Origin of the sequence: Paraburkholderia caledonica (genome assembly GCF_000383275.1) — a bacterium.
Classification (GTDB): Bacteria; Pseudomonadota; Gammaproteobacteria; order Burkholderiales; family Burkholderiaceae; genus Paraburkholderia; species Paraburkholderia caledonica.
Genome location: NZ_KB911046.1, coordinates 88096 through 107593, shown reverse-complemented (window position 1 = coordinate 107593; position 19498 = coordinate 88096). Strand labels below are relative to the sequence as shown.

Below are 19498 nucleotides of genomic sequence, written 5' to 3'. Positions count from 1 at the left end.
GTTCACTCAGGGTCGTGGGAGCTGCCGAACAGCGATTCGCCCTTGATACCGCGCGCCTTGACTATTCGCTCTACGTCGACGAGCACTCCGGGATCCTCGATCGTTGCGGGAATAGCTACGGCCTTCCCATCAACGATTTGCAGTAGCGAGCGGCGAAGGATTTTTCCCGAACGCGTCTTTGGGAGCCGCTCCACTACAAAGGCGGCTTGCATGGACGCGACAGCGCCAAGTTGTTCGCGGACGACCTTGACGGCCGCAGTCTCCGCGGCGTCTGCGCCATCTTTCGATCCGTCTTTCAAGACCAGAAAGACCAACGGAACCTGGCCTTTCAGCGGATGCGCCATACCGACCACTGCACATTCAGCAACTGCATCGAGGCGCGATACGATCTCCTCGATTGCACCGGTAGAAAGCCGATGGCCGGCAACGTTGATGACGTCATCGGTGCGGCCCATCACGAAGACGAAGCCATCGGCATCAACGTAGCCAGCGTCGCCAGTGTCATACCAACCGGGAAACCGCCCGAAATACGAGCGCTCGTACCGCTCGTGCGCGTTCCAGATGGTGGTCATTGCACCCGGCGGCAGCGGGAGCCCACAAACAACGTTACCTGAGGCGCCTGCGTCTACTTCGGCGCCTTGGTCATCTACGCAGCGCACATCCCATCCCGGTAGGGCGCGTCCGGCTGCCCCCCGTCGTCGCTCACCACCGAGCGCACCTTTTGCGGTTGACGCCGCCATGGGCCAGCCCGCCTCCGTTTGCCACCAGTGATCGAGGACAGGGACGTGTAACAGATCCTCGGCCCACTCGATCGTCGTTGTGTCGCACCGTTCCCCCGCGAGGAAGACAGATCGCAGGCTGCCCAGATCGTATCTCCAGTGAAGTTCACCCATCACCGGCTCACGAAGTTGATAGCCACCAGGGTCTTCCTTTTTAATCGCTCGAAGCGCGGTGGGGGCAGTAAACAACACGTTGACCCGGTGCTTCGCAATGACGCGCCAGAAGGCCGCCGCGTCTGGCGTGCCGACGGGTTTGCCCTCGAAAAGCACTGTGGTACAACCGTTTAACAGCGGCCCATATGTCATGTACGAGTGACCGACTACCCAGCCGATGTCTGATGCCGCCCAGAACACGTCCCCGGGGAGACTGCGATAGATGTTGTTCATCGACCATAGAAGAGCCGTCATGTATCCACCGGTGTCACGCTGGATTCCCTTCGGTGATCCGGTCGTGCCCGACGTATGGAGGATGTACAGAGGATGGCCGGCCGGCACAGGGATAGGGCTGACGCCATAAGTCCCGCACATGGCCCGTTCCCAATCGACGTCGCGCTCTGCAAGTTCCACTCTGCCCAGTTCTCGCTGATAGACGATAACTGGTCCTTGCCACGCAGATTGCAGAACGGCCTCGTCGACGGTCTCCTTGTAGGGGATTCGTCGTTTGACCTCGAATCCGCACGAGGCGGTCACAATGACCCTCGGCAGCGTGTCGCGCAGACGTTTTGCGAGCTCGCTGGCGGCGAATCCACCGAAGACGACGCAGTGTGTGGCGCCGATCCGGGCGCAGGCTAGCATGGCAATGATCGCTTGCGGTATGACGGGCATATAGATGACGACGACATCTCCCATGCGCACGCCTTGCAGCTGCAGAACGCCTGCGAAACCGGCAACCTGATCGCGAAGCGACGCGTAAGTGAGCGTCTGTGCCGTTCCCGTGACAGGACTCTCAAATGCGATAGCGACCTGCTCGCCTCTGCCGGCTTCGACATGCCGGTCGAGGCAGTTGTAGCTCGCGTTCGTGTACGCGCCGTCGAACCAGGAAAAACGTTGGCCTGGCTGGTGCGTCAGCACTTCATCCCACGGGCGGCTCCATGCGACGGAGCTTGCAGCTCGCGCCCAGAATGCCATTGGGTCCGTCCTCCAGTCCTCCCTGAACTCCCCCTCGTTCATGGCGTCTCCTTCGAGTGTCTGCCGTTGTCCTGTATGCGAGTTCAAACCGGGGTCTCGCGTTTGGAAGGCAGTTCCGGAAGGTCAACCATGACCGGCGCACCAGGCACGGTACAACCCTGAGAGCAACATTTGCCAGGCTGTGTATTGCGCGTGATTGCTCGATCGGGATCATCGGTGAGGCCTCGCTCCATCAGTCGCTCGACGAGCTTGACCTTCGAGCCGACCGGGTAGTTGCGGTAGATCTCACGCTTCATCGCTTCCGGCGAACCGCCGCCGTGCAGGCTGATAACCGAGTACCAGCCGCCTTGATAGGAAGCGGTGAGATCCTCAATGAAGCGCGCAGTTTCGATTCTTTTTTGGTAAGGAACATCTGGGTTCGCGCGAAGTACATCGGCAAGCGTAGCTGCAGTCTCCGGGTTGTGGTCCTCATCGGGCCCGGGTAAAGCGACGATGAGGCCACCCGATACGTAATGTGCGATCTTGTGCATGTCGTAGATCTGCGTTGCCAGCAGCAGCTTGCCGATGTTCGAGAATACGTGGTCAGGAACAAAGCTCTGAGCCGCTGCGTCCTGGGTCGCGTAGACCGACGCTGCGACTCCGCATGCGTAGAAGCCTTCGGTGATCTTGATAAGCTCGACCATCTGGTCGCGAAGGTGATGCTCTTCACCCGGGTCGAAGCCGTTGGCCTCGCACATGAGCGCGCCCGCGCCAATCAGCAGGTCGCCAAAGCCCGCGCGTGCACCGATGCAGCTATGGCGGTGATGCGTCGCATAGTTGTACGTCATATATCCGCTGTGCTCCCACTCACCAGCGTAGAAAACGCGATCCCACGGAACGAATACGTCCTGGAACACCACGACACCGGTCGACTGGCCATATTTGTTAGAGAACAGAGCAGCCTTTTCGCCAGGGCGGCCTGCGGGGCGGGCAACAATCGTAATGCCCTCCGCATCGACCGGAACCGCACAGCAAACGGCGAAGTCAGCGTCTTCTTTGCCCATGTTTCGACACGGCATGACCAGAAACTCATGCATGTACGGAGCGCCGGTCACGATAGCCTTTGTACCCGAAATGCGGATGCCTTTGCCGTCTCGATGGGTGACGTGGACGTAGGTATCAGGATTACCTTGCTGATGGGGACGTTTGCTGCGATCACCTTTGGCGTCCGTCATCGCAACACCAAGTGTAAGGTCGCGATCCTGGATGTCATGCAAATAGGCGGCGAAACGGTCCCGATGTTCTGTTGTTCCTTTGGCGTCATCAATCCGCGCGGAAACCTGGTGAATTGCATTCAGCGCATCGTGTGTCAAGTAGCGCTGTGCACAACCCGTCTCCTGACAGACCAGGCGCACGGCTTCCAGCTTGTTGAGGAGGTCTCCACTACTGGTATTGATGTGCAAAAGACGGTTGACGATCTTGCCGCTGCTTGCTTGGGAGGCGGTCATGATCGGTGCGTATTCCTCGCGCAGCGCATAGTCGTAAGTCAATCCCACCGCGTTGACACCCGGACGGAAAACAGGTTCGTCTACCACTGACTCGACGCGGCGACCGTCAACGAAAACCTTTGGGCGATAGGCGCGGAGGGATTCTTCATATTCCTGGGCAGACATCAGCATGGGGCGCTCCAATGCGGTTATTGAACATTATGCTAGGAAATTAAACGGCGTTCAATTGATTGTCAAGCGTTTGACGGTATGTCACGATGTGTGGAAAATGGAGGTTCAGATGAACCAGGGCGGAGGAGATCGTCAACATTAGCGGCCCGACTGGCTGGACGTAGCGGCGACGCTAAGTGCGCGCAAATCCTTACGCGACGTTCGTGAGGTGTTCGAGGCGCGTGGACTTGACCACGCCAGTATTCGGGAGCTTGCGAAGCAAGCGGGTCCACGTCTGATGCGAATCGATTCGATCTCGCCGCCAACGAGCGGTCCTATAGATCGCTTTTCGCTGAATCGCTGGAGCGCCGGAACAACCCCCGTATGCCATCAGCGCGCAACTCTCAGCAAAGGCCCACTATGAATTCGCGACCGATCCTCGCTATCAGAACCTCGGGTGCTTTTATTCGACGGGATGTGGCCGCATGGCCTGATATCCAAATTGAACGACATTCGGAATGAAAGGTTACAAGAAACGCTGGGGTCCTTCGAATCGGCGTAACTCATTGGAGCGCGTGCAAAGCAGTTGTACGTGCAGAAACGACGGCATCCTCTGCGTACTCTCCTAGTTGCTGGTCCTTGAAAATGCCCCTCGGATCAGGACGTTCTGGAAGGAGTTGACCGAGTTCTGTTCAGTCGAATTGGAGATAGTCTTGGAGCGCATTGAGGCTCGGCAACGCACATAGGTGTATCACGGCGAATATTTCTGGAGCTTAAACACAATGACTTTAAAGCGGGTAGGTATCATCGGTGCGGGAACTATGGGCAACGGTATCGCGCAAACAGTCGCCTTGGCGGGCATTGATGTGGTCCTGATAGACGTGTCGCAAGCTGCGCTGGCAAGCGGTTTTGCGACAATGGTCACGAGCCTTCAACGATTGACCTCGAAGGGCATTCTTGAGCCGGCGCTGTCTGAAGCCGCGCTCGCGCGGATTGAAAGATCCATGGACTACGCGAGCCTTCGGGACGCCGAACTCGTCATTGAGGCTGCTACGGAAAACGTCGCGTTGAAGCGGGACATTCTTAAGAAAGTGGAGGCCGTCGTCTCGTCCGGTGCAATCATCGCATCGAATACTTCTTCGATTTCAATCACCGAGATGGCCGCAACGCTTGACGACCCGTCACGTTTCGTCGGGATGCACTTCTTCAATCCAGTTCCCTTGCTACCCCTTGTTGAAGTGATTCGTGGCCTTCAAACAGCAGAGGATGTCGCGAATTCGGTGGAGCAGTTCGCGCGCGACCTCAACAAGACGCCAATCTCTGTAAACAACTCACCGGGGTTTGTCGTCAACAGAATTCTGGTGCCGATGATTAACGAGGCGTTCTTCGTTCTTGCCGAGGGTGTCGCGAGCGCGGCGGAGATTGACGCTGGTCTGAAGCTCGGAGCGAACCATCCTATTGGTCCGCTCGGACTCGCGGATTTGATTGGCCTTGACGTCTGTCTTTCAGTAATGGACGTCCTAACAAACGATCTCGGAGACCAGAAATACCGCGCTTCTCCGCTTCTGCGGGAAATGGTGGCCGCTGGACGTCTTGGGCGCAAATCCAAGCAGGGTGTCTACTCGTATTCCTGACTGTTTTTCGGATCGGGTACGCGATCACCTTTCCCAAACGTCTGCTCGCGACGTTTAAGACTGGTCAGATAACCGGAGAATGGCACCAGGTCTCCGCGTAGTGCACGTCCGTTAACTGTCAACTCGTTGAGGGTGTCCAAGTAACCGGAAGTAGTTGTTGGCGAAGCAGCGCAGAGGTTCGTCGCTACGAGTTAGCTTCGCACGCATCAAGGAGCCTTCCCAGCCAATCCAAAAAAAGCGCGCCAGACTGTCGATATCCGAGGTGGGGTCCAATTCTCCAGCCGCCACCGCGCGCTTAAGGCAATCAGAAATCCGCAATTGCCAGGAATCAAGCACCGCGTTCAGCTTGCTGCGGAATGCCTCGTTATGTGCGCCCAGCTCTTGCGCTAGATTCCCGACCAGACATCCCCGCCGCCAGTCGTGCCTGGCCATGCCGTCGGCGCCGTCTTTAATGTAATCTCGCAACTGGTTTAGGGGACTCTGCGTCTCGTCCCCAAACAGCCTGTCAAAACGCGCGTCGAAGTACGCTGCGTATGCGTCGATCACTTCTTCAGCGTAGGCCTGCTTGCTCGCAAAGTGATAGTAGAAGGATCCCTTGGGAATCCCATGGCCGCTTGTGATGACATCCAGGCCAGTGCCATCGAAACTATGCTCGGCCAGTAACTCAACGCCTCGTCGGATTAGCCGATCTCGGGCATGCTCCCTATCGAGCGCGCGAGTGGCTCTCGGCCGCCGCGGGATTCTCGCCTTCGTCACTTCAGAATTCATCTTGCTTTGTCCCCATTTACGCTCAATGCCACAACGCAAATTATACTAGACCGGTAGTCTAGAGAATGGAGTTAGCTAAGGGCGCCTCCGCGTCACAGAGGCAGCTGGTGCGCAACGTTCGATCTCCGTTGAGTGGATACAGATAGGCCTGCGGTAGTAAGCGAGCCGGGCGGAGAAAAGGCCAGTCGATTCCGGGGACTGCGTGCGAGCAGTTATCGCACGCGCGGGCCGAACCGCACGTCGCGTTTTCCGAGTAGTCGCCTCAAGGGGCCGGGAGGGTTTTCCCTCGCATGCATTTCATAGTCAATCGGTCTACTATATTCGACATGCACTTTTAGCCAAGCGTCGTGCAGCTTGATTTGAACTCGAGCGGCTCGGCGGTGACGCGTTTACTGCGCCAACAAGGTTAGATCGGAAAGGAGACTTCGTGAATATCGCGCATTGCCTGTTGACTCGATCGCGCAGCGTCTTGGCCAACCCCGCCGTCACTTGCGGCGACATGAAGCTCAATTTTGCCCAGCTGGTTGACCATGTGCAGTGCCTGTCGACTGCGTTGCTGTCACGATACTCCCTAGCAAAGAATGACCGGGTTCTCATCTACTCGGAGAACTGCGCTGAATATCTTGAATTAATGTTCGCCGCCTGGAACGCCGGACTGTGCGTCGTTCCGGTGAATGCAAAGCTTCACCCTAGGGAAGTGGCGCATATCGCGAAAGACAGTGGTTCCCGATTGATTGCGACGTCAGATTCGCACGCCACTGCGCTCCTGTCAGCGTTGCCCTCTCAGTCCGCGCCCGCACCGATTTTGATTTTGGGCGGTGACGAGTATCAGTCGTTGCTGGTTGGTTTAAGGCTTCCTTGTTGCGACGTAGCTCCGTGGGACACCGCCTGGATCTTTTATACCAGCGGCACGACTGGTAAACCAAAGGGCGCGGCGATTTCTCATCAAGCGCTCCTTTTTATGTCGATGGCATATCACGCAGACGTTGGCCGTGTGCTGGTCGGAGACACACAACTGCACGCCGCACCGCTATCTCACGCTTCCGGGCTTTACGCCATTCCCCACCTTTGCGCGGGAGGCCATCAGGTCGTTCTTCAGGGATTCGACGTCGAAGAGATCCTAACTATCTTGAACGTCATGCCTCGAGTTTCGATGTTCGCGGCCCCGACGATGCTTATGCGCCTACAGCGAGCTGCTGTTGCAGGAAAAGGCGCCGGCGGAAACCTCGAGACGATCATCTACGGTGGAGGCCCGATGTACGTCCACGACCTCGAGGCATGTCTCGAAACATTCGGCCCCAGGCTCTTCCAGCTGTATGGCCAAGGTGAGTGTCCAATGACCATCGCTGGTCTTCCCCGGGAAGCCCATATTCAGACCCCGGTGTCGCGACGCGCGAAGGTCTTGGCATCTTGCGGATATCCACGTACTGGCGTTCGAATCCGTGTCGTTGACGAGGCCGATTCAGATGTGCCGGTCGGTGAGGCGGGCCAGATTGTCGTTTCCAGCCCGGTTGTCATGTCCGGCTACTGGGAAAACCGTTTGGCAACCGAAAGCGCTTTACGCGATGGCTGGTTACACACCGGTGACGTAGGCTTCTTTGATGAGTTCGGACTGCTGACGCTAATCGATCGGTCGAAGGACGTGATGATTAGTGGAGGAACAAACATATATCCGCGCGAAATCGAGGATGTGGTTCTTGACAATCCAGCAGTGCTCGAATGCTGCGTTGTAGGCCGCAGCGATCCGGAGTGGGGCGAGGTGCCGGTTGCGTTTGTCGTGTTGCGCGAGGGAGCTTCGGTCACTGCCGAGGACCTGGATCAGGCGTGTCTGACGCGGATCGCGCGATTCAAACGACCCAGAGAATACCGCATGGTCGACGCATTGCCCAAGAATAGCTACGGCAAGGTGCTAAAGACAGAATTGCGCAAACTTCTAACATCCAAGGAAAAATTCGATGCGTGATGTCGTCATTACAGGAATTGGCTCCACCGTCTTCGGAAAGCACCGGGACCTTCCTATCGAAGTTCTTGCAGTGGACGCTGCAGCTCAGGCAATCGTCGACTCGGGAGTCGATCGGGAGCGGATTGGCGCGCTATATCTTGGTAATTTCGTCAGCGGACCGCTCAACGGAAAAGAAGTCCTGGCCGGAATAGTGGCGGATAGCCTGGGTCTACCGAATATCCCTTGTACCAAGGTCGAAGGCGCCTGCGCGTCAGGCGGCATCGCATTCAGACATGCCTGGCTCGCGGTCGCAAGTGGCCTTTGCGATGCCGTTCTGGTGGTCGGTGTTGAAAAGATGATGCACGCTTCGACCGTGGAGGTGACCTCGGCGTTGAACTGTGCCATGGACAATGAGAACGACGGTACGACCGGTTTGACCTTTCCAGGTCTGTTCGGCCTTGCGTGGGTTGCGCACGCTCAGCGCTACGGCACCACGCGTGGACAGGTGTCCGCAGTCGTGAAGAAGAATAAGCAGTTCGGCGTGACAAACACTTTGGCGCAGATGGGCCGCAAACTCACCGACAACGAAATTGAGGAGTCTACCGAGATTTGTGACCCGCTGCGGCTCTTTGATTGTTGCCCCCCGAGCGACGGCGCCGCAGCACTCGTTCTCACAGCGAAATCGATGAAGTCAAGCTCATCTCAAAGTCCTGTAGACGTACTTTTCAGCGCTCAAACACGCGGTGCGGCTCGCATCGCTGGCCACCCCGACATGTGCTCCTTCGACGCAACCGTCCAGGCGGCGAAGCTCGCATATGCTGCTACGGGCCTTACACCGCAAGACGTAGATGTCGTCGAACTGCACGACTGCTTCTCGATTGCCGAGATCGTCGACAGCGAAGATCTTGGCATTGTGCCTCGAGGAAAAGGAGGTGTCTGGGCGCAGGATGGGCGCACCGGACTTGGCGGCGAAGTGACGATTAACGCCAGTGGTGGATTGCTCTCGAAGGGGCATCCGGTAGGCGCGACGGGGGTGGGACAGGTCTACGAAGTGGTTCGCCAGTTGCGAGGCGAACACCCCAACCAGGTAGAGGGGGCACACGTAGGCCTTACTCACAACCTCGGAGGGACGGGAGTCGCCTGCACCGTAAGTATTCTGCGGAGGGGCACGTAAATGGACAACGTCCTCAACATTCGGGTGGTGCGGTGCGCGAACTGCGGCGGGCTGGATCTTCCGACCGCAACACTATGTGCGAGATGCCTGAGCAGGGATTTACATCCGCAAGATATTTCAGGTAACGGAACACTCGCCGCGTGGACGACGGTTCGGCGACCTCCGCTCCGTTTTCGCGACGAAGCGCCTTACACCGTATGCGTAGTTGATTTGCATGATGGTCTTCGCATCACCGGGCGGATTTCCGCGATTGAAAGGGCTACGGTTGGTGCGACCGTTATGGCAACTGCCGCAGACGAATCAACTTATTACTTTTCACTCACCTAGGAAGTAAGTCTCATGGCTGACATTCTCTACGAATCGCACGGACACGTCCGTCTGATCATTATCAATCGCGCCGAGCGTATGAACTCGCTCAATTTCGAGGCTAACGATGAACTCGTTGGAGCGTTCGAATCCTTCAACGATGACGACGATGCATATGTTGCCGTGGTGACGGGCGCGGGCGAAAAGGCATTTTGCGCTGGGGCCGATCTTAAAACGTACACGGTAAACTTCGCGCGCAGCCCAGCGCCTGACTTCCGTCGGAAGTACACCAATGGCCCCGGTTTTGCAGGGATCACGCGCAACATGGACATATTCAAACCGGTAGTCGCTGCGGTCAACGGTTTCGCGATTTCGGGCGGTTTCGAACTGGCGCTGGCCGCTGATCTCCGTTTTTGTTCGCCCAACGCCGAATTCGCTCTCCAGGATGCGAAGTGGGGGTTCCACGCGTGCGACGGTGGTCTGATCCGCCTGCCCCAGATCGTGGGGCTCGGACACGCAATGGAAATTATTCTGTCTGGGGAGCGGCTGAATGCGGAGCACGCTTACCGGATCGGACTGGTTAACCGCATTGTCCCAGCTGAGAGTCTGCTTGAGGAAACGATGCGCTATGCACAGATGCTTGCCAGCCGCTCACCACTCTCGCATCGCTTCGCAAAGGAAGTGATGAAGCGCGCGATTGGCATGCCGATGGACGAGGCACTGCGTCTGGAGTCCCGCTCTTTCTATGACTTCGGAATGACAGAGGATCTCGTCGAGGGAACCACGTCATTTCGTGAGCGCCGCCCCGCGAATTTCAAAGGCAAATAAGGCTTCAGATAAAAGAGTATAGGCGACAGGAGACCAAAGCCGTGAAACTCAGGAAGTTAGTACAACTATTTATGTTGGGAAGCCTAGCAAGCGTTTCGTCGTATGCTCTGGCGCAGGTCAGCGTGGGTGTAATTGAGGGGTTGAGCGGTCCCCCAGCTATCGTCGACTTCGGCGAATCGTATCTGCAGGGGCTAAAGCTCGCGTTAAAGGATCACCAGGCGTCTGGCGCGAAAACCCCCATCAAGCTGGTCGTGTACGACGACGAAGCCAATCCGCAACGAGCAGTCTCACTTGCACAGCGCCTTATTCAGAGCGACAACGTCGTAGCTGCCGTTGGCACTGTGAGTAGCGGCAATGCGACCGCCATGGCGCCAATTTTCCAGCGGATGAAGGTTCCGCTGATGATCGGTCCGGCAATTGCGTCAAATCTCACGAGCGATTTCGCCAACCAACAGCCAAGTTTTGTTTTCCGGTGCTCGATGGTCGAGAAGTATCAGATCGACAAGATACTGGAGTGGGCAGCAAAAAATTACAGTCGGATTGGACTTATACATTCGACAACTGGTTATGGCATTTTCGCGGCGAAGGCGATTGAGGATGGGTTGAAGCAGCGTGGCAGCTCGCTTGCGGCAGTGGAGGCGGCCGCGCCAGGCGTTGCCGATCTCACTCCGCAGATGATGAAGATGCATGACGCTGGCGTGCAACTTCTGCTGGATTTCCATGAGTCGTTTGAACTTCCATTCAGACCCATGGCCCGGCTCGCGTACAAGCCCGTGGTCGCGGGAAACTGGGGGCTCTCGTCACAGAAGGTCGTGGAGATCGTGGGCCCGAAAGATATCGAAGGAACTGTGATGGGGCAGGCGCTGGACCTGAGCGCGCCGGCCGCCCAGACATTTGACTCGCGAATGAAGAAAGAGTACGGAAAAGACTATCGTTGGCCCGTGGTGGCTGCATTGGGCTACGATGCCGGACAGATTGTATTCAAGGCGATCGAGAAAGCTGGTGACAGACCTGCGGCAGCCGCCGTTCGCGACGCAATCGAGCGCACTGACGGTCTCAAGGCCGTCTCCGCGGCTCCATCGCATCCGTTCAGCGCGACAAATCACGAATGCCTTTCCGCCAACGACGTTTTCCTTGGTGTGTGGAGAAACGGAGTGGTTGTGCGCCTGAAGTGAACAGGACTGACATCAAGCTTTTGAGGGCATGACATGACTTATCCAAATCTAATTGAGATCGTGATTTCGGGGCTGGCGATGGGTTCGATCTATGTCCTCACGGCATTGGGACTCTACATCACGCACCTGACCACAAATCGTGTGAATTTTGGGCAAGGTGACTTCATGATTGCGGCGAGCTATCTGGTCCTGACGTGCCGCCAGGGTGGGCTCTCGCTTGCACCGTCGGTGATTGCGGCCGTAACTGGACTGGGCGCTCTGGGCTGGCTGCTTGAGCGGTCTGCGATAAGGCCTCTTGAAGGACGATCCCGTGCATCGCTCGGCGGATTTTCGTGGATTCTCACAACCGCAGCGTTCGCCCTTGTGCTGCAAAACGTCGTTGAACTCGTGTATGGAAAATCCGCGCAATACTCCCCACCGATTTTTGCCACTGGTAGAGGCATTATTCGGATTCTCGGCGTTGGACTGATGGTTGAGGACCTGGTGGTCATCGGCTGCGCAACGGCGCTCGTTGCCTTGCTCTACTGGCTGATGTTCCGGTCGAGTTGGGGAAGACGGGTACAGGCTGTCGCCTTTGGGGCAGAAACTGCGGAGCTGCTCGGCATCAACGCGCGTCGCGTGAAGACGGCAGTTTTCATCATTGCTTCGGTTCTGGCCGCAGCGGCAGGCGTTCTGCTTGGCCCGATGGTCACTCTTAGCCCCCAGCTTGGCTTAATGTTCACGATCAAGGCATTGATTGTCGCGGCTATCGGTGGGTTTGCGAATCCACTGGGTATCCTGATTGGAGGTGCGTTTTTTGGAGTGTTTGAAGCCTTGTCGAACTATGTGGACTCAAGCTTTGGCGACTTGTATCCGTTGCTTGCCGCGCTGCTTGTGATTGCCATCAGGCCTTCTGGGATATTTGGGGAGCGTGTCGAAGATGTCCGCTGAGCAGAATGCACTGGGTCTTCGACGGGCTCGCAAAGCGCCGTATTTTTTGTGTGCCATTCTGTTGGCCGGACTCCCGTGGATCTGGTCCGGGGGTTTTGGCATCCACATTGCGCAGTCATTCTGCTACACGGCCATCGCCGTAATCGGCGTGAACCTGCTAGTGGGACTGTCGGGGCAGATGTCGCTGGGGCAAGCAGCCTTCTATGCGATAGGCGCGTACGCATCCGTGCTCACTTCGCTTAAGCTGGGTTGGCCTATTGCAGCGTCCGTCCTCTTCGGAGTGGCGGTCGCTGCAGCGGTGGGGACGGTGGTTGGAGTGTTCGCACTACGTACGCGCGGTCTCTACCTGGCGATGACGACCCTTGCCGTCGGCTTCGTTGTGAGCATTCTCGCGCAACGATGGGTGGGATTGACGGGGGGAACCATGGGACTTAGTGGCGTTCCACAAGTGGATTTTGGCGATACCATTCACGGCGAGATTTGGTACTTGTACGTTGTGGGCGGGACTCTGCTGGTCGTCCAGATTTTGAATGACTACGTCTTCGATTCCCGCATCGGCCGCTGCTTGCTTGCGACTCGCGACTCGGAAGCGTTCGCGGCTTCGGTCGGCATAAAGGTACCGATCGTGCGATCAGCTATTTTCGCAGTGTCCGCGGCGCTTGCGGGGCTATCTGGGGGGCTGTTTGCGCATCAGTCGGGATTTGTTGGGAGTGACGCGTTTTCCGTCACGTTGAGTCTTTCGTTGCTGATCGCTGCGGTCATCGGCGGATTGGGCGCACGCATAGGGCCCTTGGCAGGCACCGCTATTCTGATGACGATCGTAGAACTGGTGGCAGGCCTGGATCGCTACGGGTTGATGGTCTACGGCGGCATCATGTTGCTCGTGCTCCTTGTATTTCCGCAGGGTGCGGCAGGAATCGTAGACATTTGGCGAAAGCCAAAATCAGCCCGGAAAGGTTCTCCGTCGCCGGAAAACCGCAGTGAAGCAATTGCTCGCGTCGATCTGCAACTCGACGGCTGCTCATTGACCGTGGAGTCGGTGTCGAAGCAATACGGAGGCGTACTCGCCGTGAGCGACGTTTCCTTTTCGGTTGCCGCCGGGCAGATACACGGACTTATCGGGCCGAACGGTGCGGGAAAGTCGACACTGGTCAATCTTATCGCGGGCAACTATCTGTGCGACTCGGGAAGGGTTCGCCTGGACGGGGCGGACGTTTCCAATCTGGTCACTGCAGACAGAGCAAAAAGAGGGCTGGCACGGACGTTTCAGAACCTCCAACTCGTAGAGGCACTCCCTGTTCTTGAGAATGTGCTTCTCGGTATGTCCTCTGCCGATGGTCACGTTGCGAACTTTGCCAAGTGGTGGATGGGACGTGCTTTTGACCTCCCGGAACGACGCGAGGCGCTGGAGATTCTGGCGTTTTTCGGGATTGAGCACCTTTGCCAAGCGTATCCGACGGAACTTTCCTACGGGCACCGGAAACTGGTCGAGCTTGCTCGAGCAATTGCGCAGCGTCCGAGGCTGATGCTGCTCGATGAGCCGATCGCTGGCCTGAATGGGGCGGAAGCAATGGAAGTGGCAAAGGTAGTCGGCAGGCTCCGGGACGCCGGCGTGACGATCCTGCTTATCGAACACAACATGGAGTTCGTGATGTCTCTATGTGACTCCATCAGCGTGCTTGAACAAGGAAGACTTATTGGGACCGGGACGCCCGAGGAAATCAGATCCGACGAGCGGATACTTCGAGCGTACCTGGGAACGGATGAGGCGATGAAATGCTGAGAGCAATTGACATTCATGCCGCCATTGGACCCAACGAGGTTTTGAAGGGTATCGATTTGCATGTCCAGCCGGGTGAAGTGTTAGCCGTCGTCGGTGCAAATGGTGCGGGCAAGACCTCCCTATTGAGGGCCGTTTCTGGTCTGCTACCACTGCAGAAGGGCAAGGTCGAACTCGAAGGGGAATCCATTGTCGGAAAGGCGGCCCATCTGTTGACCCGTCGTGGGCTCATTCACGTGCCGCAAGGCAGGCAGATTATCCCCACGTTGTCGGTCAGGGAGAATCTGTATGTCGGTGCGCAGGCAATCGGTTTGCCGACTCGCGAGATCGAAAAAGGCATTGAACGCGAATTCGACAGATTCCCGGTGCTGCGGAGCCGTCAGGGCATTTCGGGAGCCGCTTTGTCCGGAGGTGAACAGCAGATGCTCGCGGTCGCTCGTGGTCTGATGATGCGGCCGCGGGTGTTCATGCTTGACGAGCCATCGCTGGGCCTAGCTCCTCAGGTCGTTCACCTGATCCTCGCGACCCTTAAGGACCTGGCGGTCGAGGGACTCGCCGTTGTTCTCGTGGAACAGGTTGCGCGGCTCGCCCTGCAGCACTCTCACCGAGCCATGGTGCTCCGAAATGGAAAGTGCGTGCTGCACGGGATCGCGTCAGAGCTCACGGGTCGTCAGGAAATTATCGACGGTTACCTGACCTAACAGCATTGAAGGTAAGAAGCAGCGACACACCTTGCAGAAATGCTCAAGTCGTTTCGAGTCAGATATGTCAGTCGTGTGTGCTCATCGGCGCTCGCGGAAGGTCGACTCTTCAGAAGGTGCCTTCAATCGAGTACCTGTTCGACGGACGATGACCTCTGGGCGGTTCAATTGATGCCCGTCCACGTCAATGTGGGCCAAGCTTGTCCTGAACTGCTCGCCTGACGCCGCCCGGTTCCGATCAGGCGTTGTCTGTCGAGACCATAACGGAGAAGGCGATGCCAATGGCGAATGAAAGGGAGGAGCCGTTACTTTTGGAGCGGTTTTCTGTGGTTGAGCGCATAACTCTGCGCTGGGCCGATAACGACCAGTATGGGCACGTCAACAACGCGCACTATTACTTCTTCTTCGACACGGCCGTGAATAACTTCCTACAGGCGCGAGGGGCTATCAAGCCGAAAAGCGGGGAGATCGTCGGACTGGTAGTGGCATCGCAGTGCCAATACTTCCGGTCACTTGCCTACCCGGGAGACATCAACGTCGCAGTCGGCAAAGCCCGGATCGGGCGGACTTCCGTGACCTACCGCCTCTCGATCTTCGACGATCATGAGCCGACAGCTGCTGCACAAGGCTATTTCACGCACGTATACGTCGACCCAGATTCCCGCAAGCCAGTGATCTTGACGCGCACGCTCCTGGAGGCGCTCAACGAGTTACGAACGATAGATTGACGTTTTTCATGCGTGTCAGCACGGAGTGCGACTTGCGAGAAGCCGAGCGGGGCGGAGGCGCACCCATGCTTCGTTTCTTCAATGTCGCCGCATCAGGCAGAGGAATTGAACGCTACACAAGGGAATCCTCCCGGGAACTCGCAGTGCGGTTGTTGCGTGTCATCGGCACCTGTAAATTGATACACCGTCGGCACTGAGGAATTGATACACCTCGACGAAGGGATAATGGCCGCTTTGAGCGGCGATGATCTCGTACGAGGGATACATGCAGATCAGGATATTGCACAAGCAGGGCAAGAGCCTGCGTGCCATTGCTTGTGAGGTTGGCTGCTCCGTCAACACTGTGCGGAAGTATCTGGCGACGCAGGATGCGCCGACGTTTCGGCCCGCGGCGACTCCGCGCGAGTCGATACTGAAACCGTTCGAAGCCTATCTTCGGGAACGGATCGCGTCAGCGGCACCGGACTGGATTCCAGCGACAGTTCTGTGGCGCGAGATTCAGTCGAAGGGATTCGATGGCGGCGAGAGAATCGTGCGCAAGTTCGTTGCCACATTGAGGCCTGTACCGGCGCCCGATCCTTTGGTGCGATTCGAGACTGCTGCGGGCGATCAGATGCAGGTCGACTGGGTCGAGTTCCGCAGACGCAAAGGAGCGAATCTGTTCGCATTCGTAGCCACTCTTGGCTATAGCCGTGCGACCTACGTCGAATTCGTTTCCGACATGCGGCTCGATACTTTGCTGAGGTGTCACGTCAACTGTTTCAACTGGTTCGGCGGTGTGCCACGCCGTGCGCTGTACGACAATATGAAGACCGTGGTCATTGAGCGGGATGCATACGGTCCGAAGCAGCACCGCTTCCAGCCGGGGTTTCTCGACTTCGCGCGACACTACGGGTTTCGGCCTGAGCTTTGTCGGCCCTATCGTGCGAAGACCAAAGGCAAGGTCGAACGGATGAACGGATATTTGCGCCGCAGTTTCTACGTTCCGTTGGCCGCTCAGTTCAAGGCGGTCAACGTCGAACTGGACGTGGCGACCGCCAACACTGAAGTCTGGCGTTGGCTACGCGAAGTTGCGCATGTCCGCATACATGGAACGACCCGCTTGAAGCCAGGCGAGCAACTGCTTATTGAGCAGAAGGCCTTGCAGAGCGTACCGCCACCGTATCCGGCGCTGTTGCCAGCAACGACACCAGCAAGCGGACAAGAGTTGCGCGAGCGATTCCACGACTGGCTGTCTCCGCTACAGCACCCGCTGTCGGTGTATGACCAGCTGATTCAGGTTGCCGCATGAACATCGCACACGAACGCGTGGCGCAGCTATGCGCCCAACTGAAGCTCACGACCATCGCGGACGCGTTGCCACACCTGGCGCAAAAGGCGATCGCCGACGAGGTGAACCTGACAGAGTTTCTCGAATCGGTACTAAAGGCCGAGCACACAGCACGGCTCGTCAGACAGCGCGCGACGTTTGCACGCCTGGCAGGCTTCCCGACGATCAAGACCCTCGACGGCTTCGACTTCGCAGCAGCCAGCGGTGTGCCCAGATCTCAGGTCCAGGAGCTGGCAAGTCTGACGTTTCTGGAGCGAAACGAGAACGTCGTATTACTCGGACCGAGTGGCACAGGCAAAACGCACATTGCAATGGCACTTGGTTATGCAGCAACGCAAGCGGGGATCAAGGTGCGTTTCATCACCGCAGCGGACCTGCTGATGATACTGACCACGGCACATCGACAGAACCAGCTGGGAGACGCGCTAAAACGATTCGTCAACCCGTACAGGCTGTTGATCATCGATGAGATCGGATACCTGCCGATGAGCCGTGAGCAGGCCAACCTGTTCTTCCAGGTGATCGCCAAACGATACGAGCGTGGCAGTCTGATCGTGACCAGCAACCTTCCGTTCGGGCAGTGGGACCAGACGTTCGCCGATGACGCAACGCTCACTGCTGCCATGCTCGACCGGCTATTGCATCACGCTCACGTCGTGGCGATCCAGGGCGAGAGCTATCGACTACGCGACAAGCGGCGCGCCGGACTGGTCATGAAGAGATCGACTACAACAAAGGAGAACGCCGCCAACGGAATGCGGTCGGCACCGCAATAACACTACAACCCGGTGTATCAAATCTGAAGTGCCGATGCCGACAGAAACTGTATCAATTCCTGAGTGCCGTTGACATTGCGCATCGTCGGTTTTCAGTTCCATCGCAAACGTAATGCAGGAGCAAATGACAATGGCTGGATTTAAGTTTCAATCGCCACGCGCTCTTATTGCCGAACCAGGTGTGGCGGCTCGAATCGGTGAAGTGCTCGAGCCCTTGGGCGTCAATTCGGTGCTGCTCGTTTCGGATCGCGGCGTAAAGAATGCGGGTCTGCTTGAGGCTCCGATGGCTCACCTTCGCACTTCTGGGATCGCGGTGGAGTGCTTTTTCGATGTCGAGGCCGATCCGTCTGCAGCAACGGTCCAAGCCGCCGCACAACTTGCGCGGTCATCCGGCGTTGATTGCGTTGTCGCGATCGGCGGAGGAAGTCCTATGGATGTAGCCAAGCTCGCTGCACTGCTCGCAAAAAGCGGAGTCGACTTAGAAGATATCTACGGTATTCACAAGACGGAAGGCCCTCGACTCCGCTTGGTGCTCGTACCCACCACGGCGGGCACCGGATCTGAAGCTACCCCTATCTCGATAGTAACGACGGGCGCGGGCGAGAAGAAAGGGGTCGTGTGTCCGGTATTGTTGCCCGATATTGCTGTGCTTGACGCCGAACTGACGATTGGGCTGCCGAAGCACGTAAGTGCCGCGACCGGAATCGATGCCATGGTGCATGCCATCGAGGCCTACACAAGTCGATCGTTGAAAAACCCACTGTCTGACTGTCTTGCACGCGAAGCCTTACGGCTGCTTGGACCGCATCTTGAACGGGTTTGTGCGCAAGGACACGACGTAGAAACGCGCCAAGCAATGCTGCTCGGGGCAAATCTTGCTGGTATGGCCTTTGCCAATGCGCCTGTTGCGGCGGTACACGCCTTGGCGTATCCAATAGGGGCTCGTTTCCACGTCCCACATGGGCTGTCGAACTCTCTAATGTTGCCTGCAGTCTTGCGCTTCAACATGACGTCGGCGGAATCGCTTTATGCAGAATTGGCTAGCCTGTTAGTGCCGAACGCAATTGGTAGCCCTGAAGAACTCACACGTGCGTTACTAGCTTATCTAACGGAATTGCCGGTGAAATTGGGATTACCGGTAAGGCTGCGTGACGTCGGCATCACCGCGGAAGATCTGCCTGACCTAGCAATTGATGCAATGAAGCAGAGCAGGCTGCTTGTTAATAATCCTCGGGAAGTTGGGTACGACGACGCGCTGGCGATGTATCAGGAAGTTTTCTGACGTCTCCATGACCGCGCATCGGACGCCACACAACGACTATGCCGAGCTAGTGCCGCACGCGTCGTTTGGGCGCACCCAGCACAGACTGAGTTCCTCCACGTTGAGCATTCGACTATGGGACCCGTTGCAGACCCGAGTCATCTTATTCGCGATAGCCTGACTCACGGCGTTTTGTCCGAAGACGACCTTGCTTGGTCTTGCATCCAGGGCGGCCAGCGGCCACCATCTCGCGAAAATGCGGAGAGTCGCGGTACTGCTGGTCTCCGAGATCCGTTTTTAGAACGTCCATTACTGATAGACAACTTCAAGCTCAAACAAACCGGTAGTCCGGGCGGACCAGTAAGATGATTCGCTCCGAGCTCAATGCCCGCGTCAACTTCCCCGCACGCGCACCCTCGGCGAGTACGAAGAACGCTTCGTCAATCATGGGCACTAGAATTCTGTTGACGACAAACCCTGCTGAATTCTTTACGGAGATCCGCATCTTATTAAGCAGGGCGTCTACTGTTACTTCTGACTGGTGTCCCGAACATTGTCGCGGTTCTATTCGTTCTATTCGTTCTATTCGGATGCGCTTGTATTACATCGCAAGGGTAGATG

Annotated in this window: 17 protein-coding genes; 13 read left to right on the top strand and 4 right to left on the bottom strand. The window is 57.2% G+C overall.

What is annotated here, in order from left to right; all coding sequences use genetic code 11:
• Positions 1–2 precede the first annotated feature (2 nt).
• On the bottom strand, positions 3–1949 hold the full coding sequence (locus H281_RS0128395) for an AMP-binding protein (RefSeq protein WP_020070536.1): 1947 nt from the start codon (positions 1947–1949) through the stop codon (positions 3–5).
• A 41-nt stretch (positions 1950–1990) separates the two neighbouring features.
• Entirely contained in the window at positions 1991–3565 is a 1575-nt protein-coding gene (locus H281_RS0128390; protein ID WP_020070535.1) for a 4-hydroxyphenylacetate 3-hydroxylase family protein, read from the bottom strand.
• Positions 3566–4326: 761 nt separating this feature from the next.
• Here H281_RS0128390 and H281_RS0128385 point away from each other — a divergent pair.
• On the top strand, positions 4327–5178 hold the full coding sequence (locus H281_RS0128385) for a 3-hydroxybutyryl-CoA dehydrogenase (RefSeq protein WP_020070534.1): 852 nt from the start codon (positions 4327–4329) through the stop codon (positions 5176–5178).
• 111 nt (positions 5179–5289) lie between these two features.
• Here the strand turns inward: H281_RS0128385 and H281_RS0128380 are convergent, their stop codons facing one another.
• Positions 5290–5946 (bottom strand): TetR/AcrR family transcriptional regulator, encoded by a 657-nt coding sequence (locus H281_RS0128380; RefSeq protein WP_020070533.1) that lies wholly within the window; start codon positions 5944–5946, stop codon positions 5290–5292.
• A gap of 427 nt (positions 5947–6373) precedes the next feature.
• On the opposite strand from H281_RS0128380, the gene H281_RS0128375 reads away from it, so the two are divergent.
• The 12 genes from H281_RS0128375 (at position 6374) to H281_RS0128325 (ending at position 18898) form a co-directional block, all read left to right on the top strand.
• The gene (locus H281_RS0128375) at positions 6374–7909 is read left to right on the top strand and encodes an AMP-binding protein (protein WP_020070532.1); all 1536 of its coding nucleotides are present in this window, start codon (positions 6374–6376) and stop codon (positions 7907–7909) included.
• Positions 7902–9062, top strand: coding sequence for a thiolase C-terminal domain-containing protein (locus H281_RS0128370; protein ID WP_020070531.1), 1161 nt, complete (start codon positions 7902–7904; stop codon positions 9060–9062). The genes H281_RS0128375 and H281_RS0128370 overlap by 8 nt, the downstream gene beginning before the upstream one ends.
• On the top strand, positions 9063–9389 hold the full coding sequence (locus H281_RS37685) for a Zn-ribbon domain-containing OB-fold protein (RefSeq protein WP_084690193.1): 327 nt from the start codon (positions 9063–9065) through the stop codon (positions 9387–9389). It begins immediately after the preceding gene.
• 12 nt (positions 9390–9401) lie between these two features.
• Positions 9402–10196, top strand: coding sequence for an enoyl-CoA hydratase/isomerase family protein (locus H281_RS0128365; protein ID WP_020070530.1), 795 nt, complete (start codon positions 9402–9404; stop codon positions 10194–10196).
• A 41-nt stretch (positions 10197–10237) separates the two neighbouring features.
• The gene (locus tag H281_RS0128360) at positions 10238–11371 is read left to right on the top strand and encodes an ABC transporter substrate-binding protein (protein WP_020070529.1); all 1134 of its coding nucleotides are present in this window, start codon (positions 10238–10240) and stop codon (positions 11369–11371) included.
• Between the two features lie 33 nt (positions 11372–11404).
• A complete protein-coding gene (locus H281_RS0128355) occupies positions 11405–12301 on the top strand; it encodes a branched-chain amino acid ABC transporter permease (RefSeq protein WP_020070528.1) in 897 nt (298 codons plus the stop codon).
• Complete coding sequence (locus H281_RS34975) at positions 12291–14084, top strand: branched-chain amino acid ABC transporter ATP-binding protein/permease (protein ID WP_020070527.1); 1794 nt, start codon at positions 12291–12293, stop codon at positions 14082–14084. The genes H281_RS0128355 and H281_RS34975 overlap by 11 nt, the downstream gene beginning before the upstream one ends.
• Complete coding sequence (locus tag H281_RS0128345) at positions 14078–14782, top strand: ABC transporter ATP-binding protein (RefSeq protein WP_020070526.1); 705 nt, start codon at positions 14078–14080, stop codon at positions 14780–14782. The genes H281_RS34975 and H281_RS0128345 overlap by 7 nt, the downstream gene beginning before the upstream one ends.
• 275 nt (positions 14783–15057) lie before the next feature.
• A complete protein-coding gene (locus tag H281_RS0128340) occupies positions 15058–15510 on the top strand; it encodes an acyl-CoA thioesterase (protein ID WP_020070525.1) in 453 nt (150 codons plus the stop codon).
• 244 nt (positions 15511–15754) lie between these two features.
• Positions 15755–16801: an IS21 family transposase gene (gene istA, locus H281_RS0128335; protein WP_020070524.1), complete on the top strand. Its 1047-nt coding sequence runs from the start codon at positions 15755–15757 to the stop codon at positions 16799–16801.
• Entirely contained in the window at positions 16798–17616 is an 819-nt protein-coding gene (gene istB, locus H281_RS0128330) for an IS21-like element helper ATPase IstB (RefSeq protein WP_020070523.1), read from the top strand. Before istA ends, istB begins: the two co-directional genes overlap by 4 nt.
• 130 nt (positions 17617–17746) lie before the next feature.
• The gene (locus H281_RS0128325) at positions 17747–18898 is read left to right on the top strand and encodes an iron-containing alcohol dehydrogenase (RefSeq protein WP_027805023.1); all 1152 of its coding nucleotides are present in this window, start codon (positions 17747–17749) and stop codon (positions 18896–18898) included.
• A 310-nt stretch (positions 18899–19208) separates the two neighbouring features.
• On the opposite strand, the gene H281_RS37680 is transcribed toward H281_RS0128325, so the two are convergent.
• Entirely contained in the window at positions 19209–19382 is a 174-nt protein-coding gene (locus H281_RS37680; protein WP_408735249.1) for a 3-hydroxyacyl-CoA dehydrogenase family protein, read from the bottom strand.
• Between the last annotated feature and the right edge of the window lie 116 nt (positions 19383–19498).